The sequence below is a fragment of the Thalassotalea sp. LPB0316 genome (genome assembly GCF_014898095.1).
In the GTDB taxonomy this organism is placed as follows: Bacteria; Pseudomonadota; Gammaproteobacteria; order Enterobacterales; family Alteromonadaceae; genus Thalassotalea_G.
Map to the genome: position 1 here is coordinate 2301226 of NZ_CP062946.1, position 23895 is coordinate 2325120.

16 protein-coding genes, 1 tRNA gene and 3 rRNA genes are annotated in these 23895 nt (G+C 43.3%); 10 read left to right on the forward strand and 10 right to left on the reverse strand.

Annotation, left to right across the window (positions count from 1 at the left end):
- Positions 1-6 precede the first annotated feature (6 nt).
- The 3 genes from LP316_RS10215 to LP316_RS10225 all read right to left on the reverse strand — a co-directional run bounded on the left by LP316_RS10215 (position 7) and on the right by LP316_RS10225 (position 3313).
- Positions 7-1614, reverse strand: a complete 1608-nt coding sequence (locus tag LP316_RS10215) for a carboxyl transferase domain-containing protein (protein ID WP_193020897.1) — start codon at positions 1612-1614, stop codon at positions 7-9.
- An 83-nt stretch (positions 1615-1697) separates the two neighbouring features.
- On the reverse strand, positions 1698-2867 hold the full coding sequence (locus LP316_RS10220; protein ID WP_193020899.1) for an isovaleryl-CoA dehydrogenase: 1170 nt from the start codon (positions 2865-2867) through the stop codon (positions 1698-1700).
- 44 nt (positions 2868-2911) lie between these two features.
- The gene (locus LP316_RS10225) at positions 2912-3313 is read right to left on the reverse strand and encodes a MerR family transcriptional regulator (protein WP_193023879.1); all 402 of its coding nucleotides are present in this window, start codon (positions 3311-3313) and stop codon (positions 2912-2914) included.
- Positions 3314-3652: 339 nt separating this feature from the next.
- Between LP316_RS10225 and LP316_RS10230 the strand changes: the two genes are divergently transcribed.
- From LP316_RS10230 to rrf, 10 genes are all read left to right on the forward strand, one after another.
- A complete protein-coding gene (locus tag LP316_RS10230; RefSeq protein WP_413470655.1) occupies positions 3653-4831 on the forward strand; it encodes an acetyl-CoA C-acyltransferase in 1179 nt (392 codons plus the stop codon).
- A 112-nt stretch (positions 4832-4943) separates the two neighbouring features.
- Entirely contained in the window at positions 4944-6101 is a 1158-nt protein-coding gene (locus LP316_RS10235; RefSeq protein WP_193020901.1) for an acyl-CoA dehydrogenase family protein, read from the forward strand.
- 8 nt (positions 6102-6109) lie between these two features.
- The gene (locus LP316_RS10240) at positions 6110-6886 is read left to right on the forward strand and encodes an enoyl-CoA hydratase (RefSeq protein WP_193020903.1); all 777 of its coding nucleotides are present in this window, start codon (positions 6110-6112) and stop codon (positions 6884-6886) included.
- Positions 6887-6895: 9 nt separating this feature from the next.
- Positions 6896-8020, forward strand: a complete 1125-nt coding sequence (locus LP316_RS10245) for an enoyl-CoA hydratase/isomerase family protein (protein ID WP_193020905.1) — start codon at positions 6896-6898, stop codon at positions 8018-8020.
- 20 nt (positions 8021-8040) lie between these two features.
- Positions 8041-8937 carry a 3-hydroxyisobutyrate dehydrogenase gene (gene mmsB / locus LP316_RS10250; protein WP_193020907.1) on the forward strand — a complete coding sequence of 299 codons (897 nt, stop codon included), beginning with the start codon at positions 8041-8043 and terminating at the stop codon, positions 8935-8937.
- A 9-nt stretch (positions 8938-8946) separates the two neighbouring features.
- Positions 8947-9708: an SDR family oxidoreductase gene (locus LP316_RS10255; protein WP_193020909.1), complete on the forward strand. Its 762-nt coding sequence runs from the start codon at positions 8947-8949 to the stop codon at positions 9706-9708.
- A gap of 829 nt (positions 9709-10537) precedes the next feature.
- A 16S ribosomal RNA gene (locus LP316_RS10260) occupies positions 10538-12078 on the forward strand.
- A 71-nt stretch (positions 12079-12149) separates the two neighbouring features.
- Positions 12150-12226: transfer RNA gene (locus LP316_RS10265), tRNA-Ile, on the forward strand.
- Positions 12227-12694: 468 nt separating this feature from the next.
- Positions 12695-15571: ribosomal RNA gene (locus LP316_RS10270) — 23S ribosomal RNA — on the forward strand.
- Between the two features lie 102 nt (positions 15572-15673).
- Positions 15674-15788, forward strand: a 5S ribosomal RNA gene (gene rrf, locus LP316_RS10275).
- Together the 16S, 23S and 5S rRNA genes with 1 tRNA gene alongside form the textbook arrangement of a ribosomal RNA operon.
- Positions 15789-16170: 382 nt before the next feature.
- On the opposite strand, the gene LP316_RS10280 is transcribed toward rrf, so the two are convergent.
- From LP316_RS10280 to LP316_RS10300, 7 genes are all read right to left on the reverse strand, one after another.
- Positions 16171-16980, reverse strand: a complete 810-nt coding sequence (locus LP316_RS10280; RefSeq protein WP_193020911.1) for a hypothetical protein — start codon at positions 16978-16980, stop codon at positions 16171-16173.
- 371 nt (positions 16981-17351) lie between these two features.
- Complete coding sequence (locus LP316_RS10285; protein ID WP_193020913.1) at positions 17352-17651, reverse strand: hypothetical protein; 300 nt, start codon at positions 17649-17651, stop codon at positions 17352-17354.
- A 130-nt stretch (positions 17652-17781) separates the two neighbouring features.
- The gene (locus LP316_RS10290; RefSeq protein ID WP_193020915.1) at positions 17782-18927 is read right to left on the reverse strand and encodes a DUF547 domain-containing protein; all 1146 of its coding nucleotides are present in this window, start codon (positions 18925-18927) and stop codon (positions 17782-17784) included.
- Between the two features lie 196 nt (positions 18928-19123).
- Positions 19124-19258: a hypothetical protein gene (locus LP316_RS16080; protein ID WP_264298960.1), complete on the reverse strand. Its 135-nt coding sequence runs from the start codon at positions 19256-19258 to the stop codon at positions 19124-19126.
- A 62-nt stretch (positions 19259-19320) separates the two neighbouring features.
- Complete coding sequence (locus LP316_RS16085) at positions 19321-19455, reverse strand: hypothetical protein (protein WP_264298961.1); 135 nt, start codon at positions 19453-19455, stop codon at positions 19321-19323.
- Positions 19456-19644: 189 nt separating this feature from the next.
- A complete protein-coding gene (locus tag LP316_RS10295; protein ID WP_193020917.1) occupies positions 19645-21240 on the reverse strand; it encodes an ABC-F family ATPase in 1596 nt (531 codons plus the stop codon).
- A 406-nt stretch (positions 21241-21646) separates the two neighbouring features.
- A complete protein-coding gene (locus LP316_RS10300; RefSeq protein ID WP_193020919.1) occupies positions 21647-23881 on the reverse strand; it encodes a YgiQ family radical SAM protein in 2235 nt (744 codons plus the stop codon).
- Between the last annotated feature and the right edge of the window lie 14 nt (positions 23882-23895).

A 23895-nucleotide genomic window follows, 5' to 3' on the forward strand; every position in this document is an offset into this window, starting at 1 on the left:
CAACCTCTACATTCTAAAGACGCCAAATTGCGTATCTTCAATTGGCTTGTTTAATGATGCTGAAATTGCCAGACCTAACACTTGACGGGTATCGGCAGGATCGATTACGCCGTCATCCCATAAACGGGCAGAGGCATAGTATGGATGACCTTGGTGCTCGTAAGTATCGATAATTGGCTGCTTGAATTTAGCTTGCTCTTCGTTAGACCACGATTCACCTTTTTTCGCTAGCTGATCTGTTTTAACTTGCGCTAATACGCCAGCAGCTTGTTCGCCACCCATAACCGAAATACGAGCATTAGGCCACATAAATAAGAAACGAGGATCGTAAGCACGACCACACATGCCGTAGTTACCAGCACCGAAACTACCACCAATTAATACGGTAAACTTAGGCACTTTGGCACAGGCAACCGCCGTAACCATTTTTGCGCCGTGCTTAGCGATACCACCAGCTTCATATTGCTGACCAACCATAAAGCCGGTGATGTTTTGTAAAAATATCAGCGGAATTTTACGTTGCGCACACAACTCTACAAAGTGAGCGCCTTTTTGCGCTGATTCGCCAAATAAAATTCCGTTATTTGCAACGATACCAACGGGGTAGCCGTAAATGCGAGCAAAACCACAAACAAGGGTGGTGCCGTAAAGCGCTTTAAATTCATCAAATTCACTGCCGTCAACGACCCGAGCAATAACCTCACGAACATCGTACGGTTGGCGGGCATCTTTTGGAATAACGCCATAAATTTCGTTGACATCGTAAGCAGGCTCCGCCACTTGTTCAATATTCATTTGCACCGGCTTAACGCGATTCAGGTTTTTCACCGCATTACGGGCAATGGTTAGGGCGTGATGATCGTTTTGGGCGTAGTGATCTGAAACACCAGAGGTACGACAGTGAACGTCAGCGCCGCCTAAATCTTCGGCACTCACTACTTCGCCTGTCGCCGCTTTTACCAACGGTGGACCGGCTAAGAATATGGTACCTTGCTCTTTAACGATAATTGATTCGTCAGCCATTGCAGGAACGTAAGCGCCACCTGCAGTACACGAGCCCATCACAACAGCGATTTGTGGGATGTTTTGCGCCGACATATTAGCTTGATTAAAGAAAATACGACCAAAGTGTTCTTTGTCTGGGAATACGTCATCTTGGTTCGGTAAGTTAGCACCACCCGAATCAACAAGGTAAATACACGGTAGGTTGTTTTCTTGTGCGATGGTTTGTGCGCGTAAGTGCTTTTTCACCGTTAACGGGTAGTAGGTGCCGCCTTTTACGGTAGCATCGTTGGCAACGATGACACATTCTTGCCCACCAACGCGGCCAATACCGGTAATTATACCAGCCGCCGGAACGTTGTCTTTGTAAACCTCATGTGCAGCTAATTGTGAAAACTCTAAGAATGGCGAGCCTTCATCGAGTAGGGCGTTTACGCGATCTCTAGGTAATAGCTTGCCACGTGATAAATGTCGTTCACGCGATTTTTCACCGCCACCAAGTTTGATTGCTTCAAGTTGCGCTTTTAAATCGTCAACTTGTGCCTGCATGTGCTCGGCATTATCAAGAAAGTCTTGTGACCTTGTGTTGATTTTCGAAATGATCTTTGACACAGCGAAATCCTTTATTGATTGAGTCGTTACCCCTGTTTATTCGGGGCAACGAAAATAGTGTTAAACGTGAAATATCAGAGCGATTAGTTGCTCTCGTTGAACAATTCACGACCAATCAACATACGGCGGATTTCAGATGTACCAGCACCGATTTCATATAACTTAGCATCGCGCAATAAGCGACCCGCGGGGAACTCATTGATGTAACCATTACCACCGAGTAACTGAATAGCATCTAACGCCATTTTGGTTGCTAACTCAGCAGAATAAAGGATAACGCCAGCAGCGTCTTTACGGGTTGTTTCACCGCGATCACAGGCTGCAGCTACAGCGTAAACATAAGATTTCGCCGCATTCATTTGCGTGTACATATCAGCAACTTTGCCTTGTACTAATTGGAATTCACCGATTGATTGGCCAAATTGCTTGCGATCGTGAATATAAGGCACTACTAGATCCATACACGCATCCATAATACCTAATGGGCCGCCAGATAAAACAACGCGCTCGTAATCAAGGCCCGACATTAATACTTTAACGCCTTTACCTTCTTCACCTAAAATGTTTTCTGCTGGTACTTCACAATCTTCAAACACTAATTCACAGGTGTTTGAACCGCGCATACCTAGTTTGTCTAATTTTTGATGGCGACTAAAGCCTGGGTAGTCACGCTCAACGATAAATGCAGTAATGCCTTTTGAGCCAGCGTTGACGTCTGTTTTAGCGTAAATAATATAGACGTTGGCGTCTGGACCATTAGTGATCCACATTTTGTTGCCGTTTAAGATGTATTTGTCACCTTTCTTCTCTGCGCGCAATTTCATGCTTACTACGTCTGAACCAGCATTTGGCTCTGACATAGCTAAGGCACCAATGTGCTCACCTGAACATAATTTAGGTAAGTATTTTAGCTTTTGTTCATGGCTACCGTTCTTGCGCAATTGATTTAAGCAAAGGTTAGACATAGCGCCGTAACTTAGGCCAACTGAAGCTGAAGCACGGCTAATTTCTTGCATTGCGACAACGTGCTCTAGGTAACCTAAACCCGAACCGCCGTATTCTTCTTCAACGGTCATACCTAATAAGCCCATATCGCCAAATTTGCGCCATAGATCATTTGGAAATTCGTTGTCGATATCGATTTGAGCTGCTCGAGGTGCAATCTCGTCGCGGGCAAAAGCGTTAACTTGATCGCGAATCATGTCGACAGTTTCGCCTAAATTAAAGTTTAATGATGAAAAATTTGAAATCATGATGTTTCCTCAATGTGCCTTCATTTTGGCACGCTTGTTGTCTTTTATTTTTTAATTTGAATCTTGTTTAATGTCGTTAAACAATTCTTCTCTAAGTTATCTAACTCGAGAAGAACCACGTTAATATCTTCTAGCTGCTGTTTTAGGTCGGCTTTCTTTTCAGTAATAATATTGAGTATGGTCGTTAATTGCGTTTCGCTCGATTTATCGACGTCATATAGTTCAAATAACCTGCCTGTCTCTGCTAGAGAAAAGCCGAGCCGCTTGCCGCGTAATATGAGTTTCAAGCGAACTTTATCACGTGGTAAGTAAATACGTTTTTGACCTTCACGCAAGGGTGAGATTAAGCCTTGATCTTCATAAAAGCGGATACTACGGGTGGTAATATCAAATTCTTTGGCTAATTCACCTATGGTAAACGTAGGCTTAGTTGTCTTCATGCGCATTGGTTTCATGGGTAATATTGCAATACAACATACTGGAAGTTTACGTAAAGGTAAAGTATGATTCTTGCCGATGTGGTTGATGAGTGTAAGCCTAGGATTACAGCTTTTATGAGATTTCGAGTGGGAAATTAGTAGTAAAAGGCAGAAATTAACCGTTCAATCATCTAAAGTAGCGGCAGCTAAAAACAAAATCATACGTCTGTCGCATTACCAATATTTTTTTGTTGACGTTTACGTTAACAAAAATACAACAAGCGTAAATAGCTCGTGTTTACTATTTAGAAAGATAAAAAAGTACATCAATAATAAGATGCAATGTACTTGAAAAGAGGAATTATCATGTCAGATCCAATTGTTATCGTTTCCGCAGCCCGTACCCCTATGGGTGGTTTTATGGGATGTTTTTCATCGGTAACATCACCGCAATTAGGTGCTGTTGCAATCAAAGCCGCTGTTGAACAAGCTAAACTATCATCAAATGATATCGATGAAGTGGTTATGGGGTGTGTTTTACCTGCCGGTTTAAAACAAGCGCCTGCTCGCCAAGCTGCATTAGGGGCAGATTTGGCGCTTTCTACGGTTTGTACAACGATTAATAAAGTATGTGGCTCAGGCATGAAAGCGGCAATGTTTGCTCATGATTCTATCGCCGCTGGTAGCATTGATGTTGCGATTGCAGGTGGTATGGAGAGCATGACTAACGCGCCTTACATGTTACCGCAAGGTCGCCAAGGTATGCGTATGGGCCACAGCCAAGTCATGGATCACATGATGATGGACGGTTTAGAAAACGCCTATGACGGTGTTGCAATGGGCTGTTTTGCGCAAGATACCGCAGATGGCGAAGGCTTTACACGTGAAGCCATGGATGAATTTGCTTTGCGTTCATTATCACGTGCTAATGCGGCGATTGAATCAGGTGCATTTGCTAATGAAATCACACCGGTAACGGTTAAAAATCGTCGCGGCGATGTGGTTGTTGATACTGACGAACAACCAGGCAACGCCCGTCCTGACAAAATCCCATCACTGCGCGCAGCGTTCAAAAAAGACGGCACAATTACTGCCGCAAACTCTAGTTCAATTTCAGACGGCGCCGCAGCACTTGTCATGATGCGTTTATCAGAAGCGCAAAAACGCGGTTTAACACCACTGTGTAAAATTGTTGGTCATGCGACTCACGCACAAGAGCCAGCTGAATTCACCGTTGCTCCGGTTGGTGCGATGAATAAGCTGTTAGACAAAGTTAACTGGACGGTAAACGATGTTGATTTGTTTGAAATTAATGAAGCGTTTGCCATGGTAACCATGTTAGCAATAAAAGCACTAGAGCTTGATATTGAAAAAGTTAACGTAAATGGTGGTGCCTGTGCATTGGGTCACCCGATTGGCGCAAGTGGTGCACGTTTAATTGTTACCTTAGTGCACGCACTTAAAAACCGCGGTTTATCTAAAGGTATTGCATCACTGTGTATTGGCGGTGGTGAAGCAACGGCTATTGCAGTCGAAATGCTTTAGTTTCAACTAAAAATCTATTATTACAACTTGCCTATACCTCAACTAAAAATAACAAATGTGAGGTATAGGCGCTTTCCTTGTGCATTTCTAATGTACAAAAGTGAGGATACTCGTGAATTTTGAATTGACTGAAGATCAGAAGATGTTTGCCGATATGGCGAAACAATTTGCTGACGCTGAATTTGCCCCACACGCAGCAAAGTGGGATGCAGAACATATTTTTCCTAAAGAAGTGATTGCACAAGCCGGTGAGCTTGGGCTTTGTGGTTTGTACTCACCAGAGGATGCTGGTGGCTTGGGTTTATCTCGCCTAGATTCATCAATTATTTTTGAGCAGTTGGCCATGGGATGTACAGCGACTACCGCTATGATGACTATTCACAACATGGCAACGTGGATGTTGGCAACTTGGGGTAAACAAGCACTTAAAGATGAATGGTGTCCTGGTTTGGTATCAGGTCAACAACTTGCTTCATATTGTTTAACAGAGCCAGGTGCTGGCTCTGATGCAGCATCGCTAAGAACGACAGCCAAAAAAGACGGTGAGTTTTACCATGTCAATGGTTCAAAAATGTTCATCTCAGGCGCCGGTGAAACTGATATGCTGGTGGTTATGGTACGCACAGGTGGTGAAGGTGCTAAGGGTATTTCAACCTTAGCGATCCCAGCTAATAGCGAAGGTATCATCTATGGTAAATCAGAAGAAAAATTAGGTTGGAATGCTCAACCAACAAAACTGATCACCTTTGACAACGTTAAAGTGCCGGTAGAGAACCTACTTGGTGAAGAAGGTGAAGGTTTCAAGATTGCTATGAAAGGGCTTGATGGTGGCCGTATTAACATTGCTACCTGTTCAATTGGTACTGCGCAACAAGCATTAAATACCGCCCGTGAATACATGCAAGAGCGCGAACAGTTTGGCAAGCCAATCGCTGCCTTCCAAGGTTTGCAATTTAAGTTAGCCGATATGGCGACTAAGTTAGTTGCGGCGCGTCAAATGGTTAGATTAGCCGCGTTTAAGCTTGACAATAACGATCCAGAAAAGACCGCATATTGTGCGATGGCTAAGCAATTTGCCACAGATGTAGGTTTTGAAGTGTGTGATGCTGCATTGCAAATTCACGGTGGTTACGGCTATATCAAAGAGTACCCACTTGAGCGCCATTTCCGTGATGTACGTGTTCATCAAATCTTAGAAGGCACAAATGAGATCATGCGTGTGATAATTGCTCGCAGGTTACTAACCGAAGGCGCAGGCGAGTTAATTTAGGATAGGTTATGTCAGAATTTTTAAAATTAGAAAAACAAAAAAATACCGCAGTTATTACCTTTAATAACCCGCCAGCACACACCTGGACAAAGCAGAGCTTAACTGATTTGAAAAACATGGTGTTGTCGCTCAACGAAGATAAAGAGATTTATGCGCTCGTTGTTACTGGCGATGGTGAGAAGTTCTTTTCGGCGGGTGCTGATTTAAATGTGTTTGCCTCGGGCGATAAAACAGTGGCACGAGAAATGGCCGAAGTGTTTGGTCAAGCGTTTGAAACCTTATCTCAGTTTCGCGGAGTATCAATTGCGGCAATTAACGGTTATGCCATGGGCGGCGGTTTGGAAGTTGCGTTAGCCTGTGATATTCGCATTGCTGAAAGCCATGCACAAATGGCTTTGCCTGAAGCAACCGTGGGCCTATTGCCATGTGCCGGCGGTACGCAAAACCTACATATTTTAGTAGGAGAAGGCTGGACCAAACGCATGATTTTATGTGGTGAGCGCATCAAAGCTGACAAAGCGTTGCAAATTGGTTTAGTAGAAGAAGTTGTTGAATCAGGTCAGGGTCTAGCTGCTGCACTTGAGCTAGCAAGCAAAGTAAGTAAGCAAAGCCCGGTAGCGGTGACCGCATGTAAATCACTCATTCAGATGAATCGTTCAATGCCTATTAGCCAAGCGTTGCCAAAAGAGCGCGACGCGTTTGTCGATCTCTTTGATAGCTTAGATCAAAAAGAAGGTGTTAATGCCTTTTTAGAAAAGCGCTCACCGGTTTGGCAAAATAAATAGGAGATAGTAATGACAGATGTAGTGTTATTTGAAGAGTTAATTTGTGATAACGGTAAAAAGATTGGTGTCGCGACGTTAAACTCTCCAAAATCATTAAACGCGCTTAGTGGCGATATGATAGATTTACTATACCCGCAGCTTGAAGCGTGGCAACAAGCCAAAGAGATTTCAGCGGTGTTTTTGCAAGGCGCTGGTGAAAAGGCGTTATGTGCCGGTGGTGATATTGTTAAGCTTTACAATGATATGCAAGAAGCGGGCGAAGAATTTAGCCCATCAATCGAAAGCTATTTCACTCGTGAATATCAACTAGATTATCTCATTCATACCTATACCAAGCCATTTATTGTGTGGGGGCACGGTATTGTTATGGGCGGTGGCCTTGGGTTGATGGTTGGTGCGAGTCATCGCATTGTCACTGAAAGCTCACGTATTGCAATGCCAGAAATCAGCATTGGTTTATACCCCGATGTTGGTGGTACATGGTTCCTAAACCGCATGCCAGATAATTGTGGTTTGTTTTTAGGCTTAACTGGCGCCTCAATTAATGCGTCTGATGCTAAATATACTGGCATGGCAGATTATTTTGTTCCAGCAGAACAAAAGCAAGCCTTGTTAGCTACTTTAACATCGATTAACTGGGGTGATACCACAGCGTTAAATCATGAAAAGTTAAACGATGCGATGCGTGAGCTTGAAAGGTCGCACATCAGTAAAATGCCAGCGACTTTCGTAAAAGCAAATCAATCGCTAATTAACCAAACTACACAAGGCGAGAGCTTGGCGGAAATCGTCAACAACATCATCAATGTAGAGGTTGAAGATAAATGGTTTAATCGCGCGCAAAGCTCTTTAAAACATGGCAGTGCGATCAGTGCTCACCTAGTTTATCAGCAGTTAATTAAAGGTAAGCGCCTATCGTTAGCTGACTGTTTTCGGATGGAGCTCGACTTATCGGTAAAATGTGGCCAATACGGTGAATTCCAAGAAGGCGTCAGGGCATTACTTATTGATAAAGATAATCAGCCTAAATGGCGATTTACTGATGTAGAAAGCGTAGATGCGGCAACAGTAGAGTGGTTCTTTGACTCAAAATGGTCAGTACAAGAACATCCATTAGCGTCTTTGGGCAAATAAAGAAGGATTAGGGAATTATTATGGCTAATATAGCATTTATAGGTTTAGGAAATATGGGTGGCCCAATGGCTGCCAATTTAGTAAAAGCAGGTCACAGTGTTACTGTATTTGATTTATCTAAACAAGCCGTTGACGGTCTTGTTGCTCAAGGTGCAACAACAAAGCCAAGCGCTCAAGAGTGTGTCGTCGGCGCAGAATTTGTCATTTCAATGCTACCAGCAGGTAAGCATGTATCGGGCGTTTATTTGGCTGAAAATGGCCTTATCAATCATATCGCTCCAGGTACACTAGTTATTGACTCTTCAACTATTGATGTCCAAACGGCAAAGTCAGTTGGTCAAGCGTTGAGTGCGCAAAATATCGAATTCATTGATGCGCCAGTATCCGGTGGCGTCGGTGGTGCGACAGCTGGCACTTTAAGCTTTATGGTCGGCGGTAGTGATGAACAATTTAATAAGGCAAAACCTGTTTTAGAAAATATGGGTAAAAACATCTTCCACGCTGGTGAACTAGGCGCAGGCCAAGTTGCTAAGGTGTGCAATAACATGTTGTTATCAGTATTGATGGCGGGCACATCTGAAGCACTGCAGCTTGGTATAGCTAATGGTTTAGATCCAAAAGTATTATCAGATATTATGAGTAAATCATCGGGTAGCAACTGGACACTCGATGTTTACAACCCATGCCCGAATGTCATGGAAAATGTGCCATCGTCTAACGACTATCAAGGTGGCTTTATGGTTGACTTGATGGCTAAAGATCTTGGTTTAGCTATGGACACTGCAGTAGCAAGCCAATCATCAACTCCAATGGGCGCGCTTGCCAGAAGCTTATACGCAATGCATGCGGCGGCAGGCAATGGTGGCAAAGATTTTTCAAGCATTTTTAACATGTTTGAACATAAAAATAAGAATTAAGGCGGGATTATGGATTTAGAAAATAAAACAATAGTCATTACCGGTGGTGGTCAAGGGCTTGGCCGTGCAATGGCAATTAGTCTTGCCAAACAAGGTGCTAAGTTTGCATTAATTGACTTAAATGAAGAATTGCTGGCTGAAACGGTTGGTTTAGTAGAGCAAGCTGGCGCATCTGCTAAGTTTTATGTTGCTAATGTTACAAACGAGCAAGAAGTTGAATCGACTTTCAAACAAATCAAACAAGACTTTGGTTCAATTGATGTGTTAGTGAACAACGCTGGTATCTTACGTGACGGCATGTTGTTAAAAGCGAAAGATGGTGAAGTCGTTAAGAAAATGCCACTATCTCAATTTCAGTCGGTAATTGACGTAAACCTTACTGGTGTTTTCTTATGTGGTCGCGAAGCCGCAGTTCATATGGTTGAAGGTGGCACTAAAGGCGTTATTATTAATATGTCATCAATTGCTCGTAACGGTAATATGGGGCAAACAAATTACGCAGCTTCAAAAGCGGGTGTGGTTGCTATGACAGTTACATGGGCGAGGGAGCTTGGCCGTTACGGCATCCGCGTTGGGGCAATAGCACCCGGTGTTATTCGGACAGCGATGACAGATGCGATGAAGCCTGAAATGCGAGAGCGTTTAGAGAAAATGAAACCGGTAGGACGTTTAGGTGAAGCAGAAGAAATAGCTCACACCGTGCAATACATTTTAGAAAATGAATTCTTTACTGGGCGAGTTGTTGAAATCGACGGCGGACTTTCAATGTAATTATTAGTTATCGATGGTATTGATAAAAAGACGAGCTTAGCTCGTCTTTTTTTTAATAAGCGTTCAAAAAACTTTTGGTTGTTTTCGTTTGTTATTAATGCTCAATTAGTGCTTAAGCTAAGTTAATCAATAATCACACTTGTACAGGAAGCTGAGCGAACACTATTCTAGATTGTTAATTAAAGCCTACAATGTGTTTAGCCTAAATTGGGTGTAAAGGCGTAAATCAATAACTTACAGAGCAGGTTGTCTATAAAATAAGCGAACAGTAAGTTAACTTAAAAATAACTGTTGACGTGACAAATAAAATCCCTAGAATGCGCATCCACTTCAACGGGGCAACCTACTGAAGAAATCTGATAAGCTTTACAAATGGAGCTTATCCTTTCATTCAATAATGAAAGCCTAGTTTTGATACGTTTAATTCGTCATAAGAAGAATTAAATAGCCAACAAAACTTATGAAAACAGTTTTCTAAAAATAACGAAAAAAGTTTTCAAAAAGTGTTGACATCAAAACTGAGACGCGTAGAATGCGCATCTCTCTTCGGGTAAGGCCTGAAGCAAGCGGTCTAACAACGAATGCGATTGTTAGCTCGCGCCGAACAAAACGTTCATCCATGAACGGTTCGGCATACCTACTTCGTGTAGGCATCTTTAACAAATAGTTATCATGCAATTTGTGTGGGCACTCACATTAATAAATTCATATAAAGACCTGACGTTTCGTTAGGCAAATTTATCAATGTTGATGTTCACATAAAAACTTACATAAGTTTTAATGTACAACAGAATTCATTGAGCCGTATCGACAGATACACAAACGATTTTAATTGAAGAGTTTGATCATGGCTCAGATTGAACGCTGGCGGCAGGCTTAACACATGCAAGTCGAGCGGAAACGAGAAGTGCTTGCACTTCGGCGTCGAGCGGCGGACGGGTGAGTAATGCTTGGGAATATGCCTTTAGGTGGGGGACAACAGTTGGAAACGACTGCTAATACCGCATAATGTCTACGGACCAAAGGAGGGGATCTTCGGACCTTTCGCCTAGAGATTAGCCCAAGTGAGATTAGCTAGATGGTGGGGTAAAGGCCTACCATGGCGACGATCTCTAGCTGGTTTGAGAGGATGATCAGCCACACTGGGACTGAGACACGGCCCAGACTCCTACGGGAGGCAGCAGTGGGGAATATTGCACAATGGGGGAAACCCTGATGCAGCCATGCCGCGTGTGTGAAGAAGGCCTTCGGGTTGTAAAGCACTTTCAGTCGTGAGGAAAGGGTAGTCGCTAATATCGGCTATCTGTGACGTTAGCGACAGAAGAAGCACCGGCTAACTCCGTGCCAGCAGCCGCGGTAATACGGAGGGTGCGAGCGTTAATCGGAATTACTGGGCGTAAAGCGTGCGTAGGCGGATTGTTAAGCGAGATGTGAAATCCCGGGGCTCAACCTCGGAACTGCATTTCGAACTGGCAGTCTAGAGTATTGTAGAGGGTGGTGGAATTTCCAGTGTAGCGGTGAAATGCGTAGAGATTGGAAGGAACATCAGTGGCGAAGGCGGCCACCTGGACAAATACTGACGCTGAGGCACGAAAGCGTGGGGAGCGAACAGGATTAGATACCCTGGTAGTCCACGCCGTAAACGATGTCAACTAGCTGTCTGTGAACTTGATTCGTGGGTAGCGTAGCTAACGCGCTAAGTTGACCGCCTGGGGAGTACGGCCGCAAGGTTAAAACTCAAATGAATTGACGGGGGCCCGCACAAGCGGTGGAGCATGTGGTTTAATTCGATGCAACGCGAAGAACCTTACCATCCCTTGACATCCAGAGAATTTTCTAGAGATAGAATAGTGCCTTCGGGAACTCTGAGACAGGTGCTGCATGGCTGTCGTCAGCTCGTGTTGTGAAATGTTGGGTTAAGTCCCGCAACGAGCGCAACCCCTATCCTTACTTGCCAGCGGATGATGCCGGGAACTTTAAGGAGACTGCCGGTGATAAACCGGAGGAAGGTGGGGACGACGTCAAGTCATCATGGCCCTTACGGGATGGGCTACACACGTGCTACAATGGCGTATACAGAGGGCAGCGAGACCGCGAGGTGGAGCGAATCCCAGAAAGTACGTCGTAGTCCGGATTGGAGTCTGCAACTCGACTCCATGAAGTCGGAATCGCTAGTAATCGTGAATCAGAATGTCACGGTGAATACGTTCCCGGGCCTTGTACACACCGCCCGTCACACCATGGGAGTGGGTTGCAAAAGAAGTGGCTAGTTTAACCTTCGGGAGGACGGTCACCACTTTGTGATTCATGACTGGGGTGAAGTCGTAACAAGGTAACCCTAGGGGAACCTGGGGTTGGATCACCTCCTTATCTTGAAGAATTTATTTTGTAAGTGTCCACACAAATTGCATTGATAACGATAGTGTTTAAGACGAAAGTATAGGTCTGTAGCTCAGCTGGTTAGAGCGCACCCCTGATAAGGGTGAGGTCGGCAGTTCAAGTCTGCCCAGACCTACCAAATTCTTCGCTACTTGGCGTTAGTTAATATCTCATGTACAAACAAACGTACATATCGATATCCACTGCCTTGGTTAGCTTGAATTGACGCTCTTTGGTTGGAGCGCAGCCCGTCGCGAAGCGGTAAATAGCGGTGAGGTCAGTTTGGTTTTTCAAGTCTGCCCAGACCTACCAATTCTTATAGGGATTGACGACTTCGTCCATGGAAGAAGCCAAATTCAAATTATGCTTAGATAGATAATTTCAATTTGGTTTTTTATTCCCTGCTAAGGGAGAAAAACACTGCTCTTTAACAATTTGGAAAGCTGATATATATCCTTAAACAAGAAATTGTTTAAAACCTCTTAATTAAGTGTCGCGCTTAATTAAGAATTCTAATTCAAGATACTCTATTGAGTACGTGAAAATGTCAGAATACATTTAGTTGGCGGTTTGTCTCGTCAACACTCAAAACTATTTGGGGTTGTATGGTTAAGTGACTAAGCGTATGTGGTGGATGCCTTGGCAGTTAGAGGCGATGAAAGACGTGTTAATCTGCGATAAGTCTAGGTGAGGTGATAAAAACCGTTATAGCCTAGAATGTCTGAATGGGGAAACCCAGTGCCATAAGGCACTATCTTTACCTGAATACATAGGGTAAAGAGGCGAACCGGGAGAACTGAAACATCTAAGTACCCCGAGGAAAAGAAATCAACCGAGATTTCGTTAGTAGCGGCGAGCGAACGCGAATTAGCCCTTAAGCTTGTGGGCGTTAGTGGAATGTTCTGGAAAGGACAACGATACAGGGTGATAGTCCCGTACACGAAGACAAACACAAGTGAAATCGAGTAGGTCGGCACACGTGAAATGTTGACTGAATATGGGGGGACCATCCTCCAAGGCTAAATACTCCTAACTGACCGATAGTGAACCAGTACCGTGAGGGAAAGGCGAAAAGAACCCCTGTGAGGGGAGTGAAATAGAACCTGAAACCGCATACGTACAAGCAGTGGAAGCCTTCGGGTGACTGCGTACCTTTTGTATAATGGGTCAGCGACTTATATTTAGTAGCAAGGTTAACCGATTAGGGGAGCCGTAGCGAAAGCGAGTGTTAACTGCGCGTTCAGTTGCTAGGTATAGACCCGAAACCCGGCGATCTACCCATGGGCAGGTTGAAGGTTGAGTAACATCAACTGGAGGACCGAACACACGTATGTTGAAAAATGCGGTGATGACTTGTGGGTCGGAGTGAAAGGCTAATCAAGCCGGGAGATAGCTGGTTCTCCCCGAAATCTATTTAGGTAGAGCCTCGGACGAACACCACTGGGGGTAGAGCACTGTTAAGGCTAGGGGGTCATCCCGACTTACCAACCCTTTGCAAACTCCGAATACCAGTGAGTGATATCCGGGAGACACACTATGGGTGCTAACGTCCGTAGTGAAGAGGGAAACAACCCAGACCGCCAGCTAAGGTCCCAAAGTACTAGTTAAGTGGGAAACGATGTGGGAAGGCTTAGACAGCTAGGAGGTTGGCTTAGAAGCAGCCACCCTTTAAAGAAAGCGTAATAGCTCACTAGTCGAGTCGGCCTGCGCGGAAGATGTAACGGGGCTAAACTAGTCACCGAAGCTGCGGATTCACACTATGTGTGAGTGGTAGGGGAGCGTTCTGTAAGCCGTTGAAGGTGTGTTGTAAAGCATGCTGGAGGTATCAGAAGTGCGAATGCTGACATGAGTAACGATAAAGGGGGTGAAAAACCCCCTCGCCGAAAGACCAAGGTTTCCTGTCCCATGTTAATCAGGGCAGGGTAAGTCGGCCCCTAAGGTGAGACCGAAAGGTGTAATCGATGGGAAACAGATTAATATTTCTGTACTTCTATATAATGCGATGGAGGGACGGAGCAGGCTAGGCAAGCATGGCGTTGGTTGTCCATGTGAAAGTAAGTAGGCTGAGAACTTAGGCAAATCCGGGTTCTTAAGGCTGAGATACGAGACGATGCTCTACGGAGCAGAAGTTGTTGATGCCATACTTCCAGGAAAATCTTCTAAGCTTCAGTTATATAGGAACCGTACCCCAAACCGACACAGGTGGTTAGGTAGAGAATACTAAGGCGCTTGAGAGAACTCGGGTGAAGGAACTAGGCAAAATAGTACCGTAACTTCGGGAGAAGGTACGCTCTCTAATGTGAATGACTTGCTCAGTAAGCATAGGAGAGTCGAAGTAACCAGGTGGCTGGAACTGTTTATTAAAAACACAGCACTGTGCAAAATCGAAAGATGACGTATACGGTGTGACGCCTGCCCGGTGCCGGAAGGTTAATTGATTGGGTTAGCATTTGCGAAGCTCATGATCGAAGCCCCGGTAAACGGCGGCCGTAACTATAACGGTCCTAAGGTAGCGAAATTCCTTGTCGGGTAAGTTCCGACCTGCACGAATGGCGTAATCATGGCCACACTGTCTCCACCCGAGACTCAGTGAAATTGAAATTGCGGTTAAGATGCCGTATACCCGCGGCTAGACGGAAAGACCCCGTGAACCTTTACTATAGCTTGACAGTGAACATTGCTCCTACATGTGTAGGATAGGTGGGAGGCTTTGAAGCATGCACGCCAGTGTGTGTGGAGCCATCCTTGAAATACCACCCTTGTATGCGTGATGTTCTAACCTAGGGCCCTTAGCGGGCTTGGGGACACTGTCTGGTGGGTAGTTTGACTGGGGCGGTCTCCTCCCAAAGCGTAACGGAGGAGCACGAAGGTTGGCTAAGTACGGTCGGACATCGTACGGTTAGTGCAATGGCATAAGCCAGCTTAACTGCGAGACAGACACGTCGAGCAGGTGCGAAAGCAGGTCATAGTGATCCGGTGGTTCTGTATGGAAGGGCCATCGCTCAACGGATAAAAGGTACTCCGGGGATAACAGGCTGATACCGCCCAAGAGTTCATATCGACGGCGGTGTTTGGCACCTCGATGTCGGCTCATCACATCCTGGGGCTGAAGTCGGTCCCAAGGGTATGGCTGTTCGCCATTTAAAGTGGTACGCGAGCTGGGTTTAGAACGTCGTGAGACAGTTCGGTCCCTATCTGCCGTGGGCGTTTGAGAATTGAAGAGGGCTGCTCCTAGTACGAGAGGACCGGAGTGGACGAACCTCTGGTGTTCCGGTTGTTATGCCAATAGCATTGCCGGGTAGCTACGTTCGGAACTGATAACCGCTGAAAGCATCTAAGCGGGAAGCAGGCTTTAAGATGAGTTCTCACTGGAGATTTAATCTCCCTAAAGGGTCGTTGGAGACTACAACGTTGATAGGCTGGGTGTGGAAGCGCTGTGAGGCGTTGAGCTAACCAGTACTAATTGCCCGTGAGGCTTAACCATACAACACCCAAGTGGTTTTACACCATGTTGTATGAAGACAAATCACGTACTCAGAACTTGAATAGAATTAGATATCAGATTTCTAGATTGTAACGTTTTTAGTCTAGCGACAATAGCGTTGTGGTACCACCTGATCCCATGCCGAACTCAGAAGTGAAACGCAACTGCGCCGATGGTAGTGTGGGAGGTCCCATGTGAGAGTAGGTCATTGCTAGACACCTATTAAAAGAAAGAACCCAGCTAAGGCTGGGTTTTTTCGTTTAACAGCATTGAATATACATGACCTACTCTCGAGTAGAGGAAAAACGGTAAGCTCTACGCACTGTCAGCCAATTGCTAGACACCTAAGAAAACATGTCATTCTCGCGAATGCGGGAATCTCATAAATTCAATGTGAGCTTTTAATAATTAATGAAAAAAGGCAATGCTAAATGGCAGGAGATCCCCTGTAACAACGTCAGGGGATGACGGCCTCCGTAGTAGGGTTTGGTAAAGTATCTAAATCGCTCATAGCTGTTTGTCAGATGAATTCTAAACCTGTTAATCGAAGATATAAGCTACTACACCTATACTAGCTAATTCTTTTCTAAAATCGTTCGTTACGGATCAGGTGGGTCGTCACGCCTAATAACTTTCAACCATCGATTAACTATTTTTTGTTTTTGATGTGCTCGTTTTTTTCTTGCTAATTGTTGTAATTGATATTCTAAATTGGAATATTCGAGTAAAAATTGATGTTCTTCGCGAAACTTAATTTGCTGGTACAAGCGCCTGTTCTTGTCTGAACGGTAGTAATATGAGATGGCCTTTTTTAATAAGGGATTGGCAATACTAAAAACAAGAATTAAAAGTAAAATAACTGGCGCGACAAAATAGTTAAAAAGGCTACTCCATAAAATATATTCTGTTTGCCATGTATGAGCTGTTTTAAAAGTATAGCCAACGCTTATTTTAGTTGATTGTAAACTATAGAATTTGTCGCTGCTGTTAAAGGTAATATAGAGTTGGTAATGCCCAGGTTTGACTTGAAAAGAGCCTAAGCATTTATCGACATAATCGTTTGTCCATTTACATGTATCGACCGATATAATTTCATCAGATTCGATAACTCGCTCTGCTTGTTTTAGCTGCCAACTAACAATTAGTGGTATACCGGGCTGTTGGTATTTTGCAAGATTGCCAAGTGTGTAATTTAGGTACCAATATGCTTGATCTTTTCGCTCAAAACGCACCTTTACATCGTAGGTTTGTGTCATTGGAATGAAAATATCAAAGCGGTGAACTTGGCTAAGGTTGATGTCAAATGGTTGGTTTAAAGGGATTTTGGAATAGTATCTGCCAAATTGATCGGCGAAAATAAAATGTCCTATTACTATTAGGACAAAGACAACTCCTGTTGTTAATTTCATGACTATCCTTAGTCAAAATAAATTTTGCTTAACTATAGTCCAAAATTTAGCTTTCGCTAGTGTTATTTTTACAAAGTTGATTGAATAAAATCCGCTGAAATGACTCGATTGTTATTGTCGAAGTTTATTTGACACTGGTAATAATGAGCGTTAAAAACACTAGAAAATGAGATAACGGTCAGCTCGTTTATTTTATGTTGTTCAAAAGTTGCTAACGTAGCGGTATTAAGTTGACGGACCACACTCGCTTGGGTGGTTCCTGTGACAAAATTACCGCATAGATAAAAGACTTCTTTGCGCGCTAGGTCCCAAAGTAATCCAAGACAAATTAGTGGTAAAACTAGTGCGCTTATCTTCAAGTATTTCACGTTTTAGTTTTTAATACAGCTTATGGTATTTTGTCCTGGTGAAATGGTTACTATGTTGTTTTTGGTTTGCGTTGGCTGCCAACCAATAGGGCATGATTTACTTTGAAAGGTGATTATTGCGCCTGATGGTATTAAGCCTGATTTTTCTTTCTCATGGAGCTGTTGTTTTAACGATTTAATCTTGCGTTCTAAGCACTTTATGGCTTCTTGCTCGTTTATTGCTAAGGTACAGTCATTTGCAATGCTATAGCCACTTATTAGTAGGCTAAAACCCATCGCAACGATAACGTTTAATTTTTTCATGTTATTTTCCTAGTCACTGGTTTTACTTATGTAGCTCACTACGCGTAAAAAGTTTATTGCTAATCAACAAAAGTTGTATTGATTAGCAATCGGTGCCATACCTATTGAAAAATAGTTAATTCACTTGGTATTAGTTATCAGAAGCACTACTTTCAGTGGTTGTAGATTTGTCTGATTCTGTTGATGGCAAGTCAGTTACGGTTACAGAGCCACCACCAAAATTTATCGCTCGGATTCGCATGATGCTAGTTAGTTGCTCAACTTGTTCTTGAGAGAGTTTACTACCTCCAGCAAACCTTAGGCCGTCACCTGTGTTTACATAAGTACCATAGTCACGACGAGTTACGCTACCGTATAGATCAGTAACCCGCCAATTACTAATGTTCGCTTTAAAACTAGTGGCGTTATTCACTTTTTCAATAATTGTATTATTAGCATATTTTTGTAAGTGTACTTTGAGATCTTTCTCAAAGTTAGGAAACAAGTTAGCATTTCTCTGGTAAAAGCTTGAGACTCGTACGGTATCAGAACCGCCGTTAAATTGAGTGCCTCGATTAGAATTAACAAATTCAGTAGCATTATCAAATAGAGATTTTTCTACATTAGCACTGGTATAAGCTTTACGACGAATATTTGGGCTGCCTTTAATGCCTTGATATAACCCATAAATATATAGATCACTTTCTGGGTAGAGTGCAGGGAGTATGCGGTATTGAATATCGTTCAAGCTCAATGGTGTACCTTCAACCATCAACAGCTTTTTACTCAAGATTGAGTCGTCACCTTGGAGAATGGGCTTCAAGTTGTTTAATGGATATATACTTGCTATCTCATTGATAACGGTAACATTATATAAGTTTAACCAATAAGCTAGTTGCGTTTTTCTGTTGTATGCATTCAACGGTGTTTGCGTTGGCAAAGCTTCTAATTCTTTTCTCAGCTTTAAAATTTTGTCTTGATCTTTTTTGAGTCGTTCGTAAAAGAAGCGGTTTGCTTCATTTTCGGTAGCACCATCTACGTGTTGTTTAAAACGCGTACCAAGTGTGTGTTTTGATTTTTTGGCATAGGCACGGGTTGACGGGCCCATGTTAAGTACACCAGCGTGTAGTAAATGATCAACAACAGTAAAATCCATTGTAGCTGTTGACGCGTCATCATACTGGGTAAGTTTAGCAATGCTTTGCTTATCGACATCATCGGCTAAAACTTGAATAGGCAGAGTCGCAATAACACTTGTGATCAAAACCGCCATAGTTAATTGTTTAATTGAAATCATAGTAGTTCCTTTTAATGATTAGTGTGAGGTTTATCATAGTTCAACCTTCTAACATTAACAATTTATTAACAAGGGCGATTGTAACAGTTTATGTTAGTTGACATATATTGCGCTCAAGCAAACGGCCAAACCGAATAAAAAACGCGTTCGATTCACCGAGTGCTAATTACTATCAATAGATACCAATAGAGTCACGTTATTGCTTGTTTTGGTAACGGTTGAATTGCCCAAGCCCCCAAAATAATATGCCAACACCGGCACAAGAAAAGAAAAAGAATAAAGCTAAGCCTAATGGCGAGCCCCATGAAAAAATGTAGTAGAGAGCGTCCATTTTTGCTCCTTGTGTTATGTGTAGTAGTGAAGGTATTTAATAATAGGTTGGAGATTACTATTTTATGCGAGCAAACTTCCTAGCTGAACACCTAAACCGAATAAACAGATTATTGCAACAATGCACAGTAGCGTAACTAAACCAGGCTTTTCTTTGGCTGGAATATGTGCCCAAAATCCATTTTTTTGCTTCGACATTGATTATTCTCCTTAATTAATTGTTTTTTAGACAGGTTATTGATGTAATTAGGTTAGCGTGCAAAGTTTATACTATTACTGATGCCAATTGTAAATAAAAAGTTAATATCGTTGAGCTGGGCAGAAAAAAGCCTAAATAGCGTGAACTATTTAGGCTTTAATTTTTGCTTAGCAACGGATAAAAAGATGTTAGTTTTTATCCTGCGATGCAAGGTACTCATCATAGGTACCAGCAAAATCAACATAACCATTAGGTTTTAGTTCGATAATGCGTGTCGCTAAGCTTGATACGAACTCGCGGTCGTGTGAAACAAATACTAGTGAACCTTCGAACTTTTCAAGCGCTAAGTTAAGTGATTCGATTGACTCCATGTCTAAGTGGTTTGTTGGTTCGTCCATTACTAGAATATTTGGTTTTTGCATCATAAGCTTACCAAACAACATGCGGCCTTGTTCACCACCCGATAGTACTTTCACTGACTTTTTAATATCATCGGCGGAGAATAATAGGCGACCCAAGAAGCCGCGAACGACCTGTTCGTCATCACCTTCTTTTCGCCACTGACTCATCCAGTCGAAAAGTGTCATGTCTTGTTCAAATTCATGCGCATGATCTTGTGCGTAATAGCCGATGTTGTGATTTTCTGACCACTTTATTTCACCACTATCAATGGTAACTTCGTTCATTAAAGCTTTTAAGAACGTGGTTTTACCAATACCGTTTTCACCGATAACGGCGATGCGTTCACCCACTTCTGCCATTAAATTGATATTTTTGAGGATAGGGGTGTCAGCCTCATAGGCTTGGTTGAGATTCTCAATTTCAAGCACGTTTCTAAAGAGCTTTTTCTCTTGCTCAAAACGAATAAAAGGGTTTACTCGGCTCGATGCTTTGACTTCGTCAAGTTGAATTTTATCGATTTGTTTTGCTCGAGATGTCGCTTGTTTTGCTTTTGAGGCGTTTGCACTAAAGCGAGCTACGAAAGATTGAAGTTCAGCAATTTGAGCTTTTTTCTTTGCATTATCTGCTAATAAGCGAGCACGCGCTTGTGTTGCAGCCAACATATATTCATCGTAATTACCTGGATAAACACGAAGTTCACCGTAGTCGAGGTCGGCCATGTGGGTACAAACACTGTTTAAGAAGTGACGATCATGAGAAATAATGATCATGGTCGAATCGCGTTCATTTAACGTATCTTCCAACCACTTAATGGTGTGAATATCTAAGTTATTGGTCGGTTCGTCTAAGAGCAGAATATCTGGATCTGAAAATAGTGCTTGAGCGAGTAATACACGGAGCTTCCAACCGGGGGCAACTTCACTCATTTTACCGTAATGTTGCTCAACCGGTATGCCAACACCCATTAGCAGTTCACCTGCGCGGCTCTCTGCACTGTAGCCATCCATTTCAGCGTATTGTGATTCTAAATCACCAACGCGCATACCTTCTTCTTCGCTCATTTCTGGTAGCGCATAGATGCGATCACGCTCTTCTTTGACAGCCCATAATTCGGTATGCCCCATGATCACAGTATCAACCACTGAGTAGTCTTCAAAAGCGAATTGATCTTGGCGTAATTTACCAATGCGCTCATTAGGATCTAAGCTGACATTACCTGACGTTGGCTCTAAATCACTGCCTAAAATTTTCATAAAGGTTGATTTACCACAACCGTTTGCACCAATTAAGCCGTATCGGTTACCGCCACCAAATTTTTGGCTAATGTTTTCAAAAAGCGGCTTGGCGCCAAACTGCTGGGTAATGTTATTTGCTGCGAGCATGAAAGATCCAATTTGAACAATAAAATTGGTCGCGATTATAGCGATTTGCGTGCTTAACGTCACTTTAAAATTGGTCGATAGCATGCATTACAAAGTGATAGTTGTAATTTACAGTTTGTTACAGCGAAATTGGGTAAGTTTTAACAAGTTATTAAACAATTTGTGACGTAAACACTATTGAGGTGGCTATGTATAAAATTAGCAAAGCGCAATTTGACAAGCTTGTTTCCGATCCTAGCGTAGTTGTAGCACAAAGAACGCAGAGGATCGGTCAAAATCACTTACAAAGACACTTGGTTGATAAACGAGGTGATACTATTGCTGTGCAAATTATCAATAGTAAACACCAAGCCAGAGCAACTTTTTTAAGTGTAAATCAGTTGCGCTAGATAATTACATTGGTTTGTTATCTTCGTTTATTTGATGGCTTAAATTGGTTGTCACTAAATCGCGTTAAACCTTTTTTGCCTCGGCTATTACTGCTGCGTTTTACACCTTCGCCTTTTTTAAAGCCTTGTGCATTATTCTTACCTTTACCGCCTTTCTTATAGTGCTGGTAGTTGCCTTCACTTTTACTTTCTGCCGGCACTAAACACCCAGGTTTTGAACCGATAAGCTTTCTTGCTAGCCCCATTTTTGTCAGTGCCTCTCGAATAATTGGCCAGTTTGCAGGATCGTGGTAACGCAAAATCGCTTTGTGTAAACGACGTTGGCGGCCACCTTTGGGTACCGGCACGGCTTCACTGTTGCGTTTAACATTTTTAAGTGAATTTATTTCGGTGTGATACAGGGTCGTCGCATTGGCGAGCGGCGACGGATAAAAATTTTGCACTTGATCAAGCTTGAAGTCGTTCTCCTTCAACCAAAGGGCTAGATTGATCATATCCATATCTGTAGTGCCCGGGTGCGCAGAAATGAAGTAAGGGATCAAGTATTGCTTTTTACCCGCTTGTTTAGAATATTTATCGAATAACGTTTTAAAAGCATGGTAACTGCCCATGCCCGGCTTCATCATTTTATTTAATGGGCCGTCTTCAGTGTGCTCAGGGGCAATTTTTAAATAACCGCCAACGTGATGTGTTGCTAGCTCTTTAACGTATTCAGGATCTTCAATTGCTAGATCGTAACGAACGCCCGAGGCAATGAGCACTTTTTTAATGCCTTTAACATTGCGAGCTTTGCGATAAAGGTTGATGGTTGGTGTGTGATCGGTATCTAAATGGCCGCAAATGGTTGGCCAAACACAAGACGGTTTTCGACACGTTGCTTGTGCCTTAGGGCTCTTACAGTTCAATTGGTACATGTTTGCCGTAGGGCCACCTAGATCTGAGATTACGCCGGTGAAGCCCGGTACTTTCTCTTTAATATCTTCAATTTCTTGTAAAATACTTTCTTCTGATCGGCTTTGAATAATGCGGCCCTCGTGTTCGGTAATCGAGCAGAAGGTACAACCGCCAAAGCAACCTCGCATGATGTTAATTGATGTTTTGATCATATCGTAGGCTGGGATTTTGGCATCGCCATAAACAGGGTGTGGTACGCGTTGATAGGGCAAGCCAAACACGCCGTCCATTTCAGCTTCACTTAACGGGTAAGCCGGTGGATTTAACCAAATAATGCGATCGCCATGCTTTTGTACCAATGGCTTAGCTGAGCCTGGGTTTACTTCTTGGTGAAAAATACGCGAGGCATGCGCATACAGTACCTTGTTGTCTTTTACTTGCTCGTATGTCGGTAAGTTTATATAGGTTGTTAGCCACGGCTTTTTCTTATCTTGCCAAGATTTATTGCGATAATCGGCAATTTGAATTGGCTGAGCGGTTTTACTAATATCTGTGGCGACATCTTGCGCTTTGTTTTCATCACAACTCGTTGGTGTGATCTCTTGATAAGGGCTAATAATAGGGTCAATTTTGCCTGGTTTATCGATATTTCTCGAGTCAATACCGTGCCAACCCGCTAACGGTTGTTTGGCAATAAATGCCGTGCCTCGAACATCGGTAATGTCTTTGATATCTTCACCGCGAGCAATCCGGTGGCTCACTTCAACTAATGGTCTTTCAGCATTTCCGTAAATTAAAATGTCAGCTTTGGCGTCGAATAAAATAGAGCGGCGGACTTTTTCAGACCAATAATCAAAGTGGGCGATGCGGCGAAGGCTTGCTTCTATGCCGCCAATCACAACGGGTACGTCTTTGTAGGCTTCTTTACAGCGCTGAGAATAAACTAATACAGCGCGGTCTGGGCGCTTACCACCTTCATTATTAGGGGTGTAGGCGTCGTCATGACGAATTCTGCGCTCAGCGGTATAGCGGTTGATCATCGAGTCCATATTACCGGCGGTTACCCCAAAATACAGGTTTGGCTTACCAAGCGCCATAAAAGCATCTTTTGAGTGCCAATCGGGCTGGGCAATAATCCCGACTCGAAAGCCTTGTGACTCAAGCATACGGCCAATCACAGCCATACCAAAACTTGGATGATCAACGTAAGCATCGCCGGTTACGAGTATAATGTCGCAACTGTCCCAACCTAACTCATCCATTTCCGCTCGAGACATCGGCAAAAATGGCGCATTGCCATAACATTCTGCCCAATATTTGGGATACTCAAACAAAGTGGTTTTCGGTAATGGGATCATTAACTTGCCTTAAT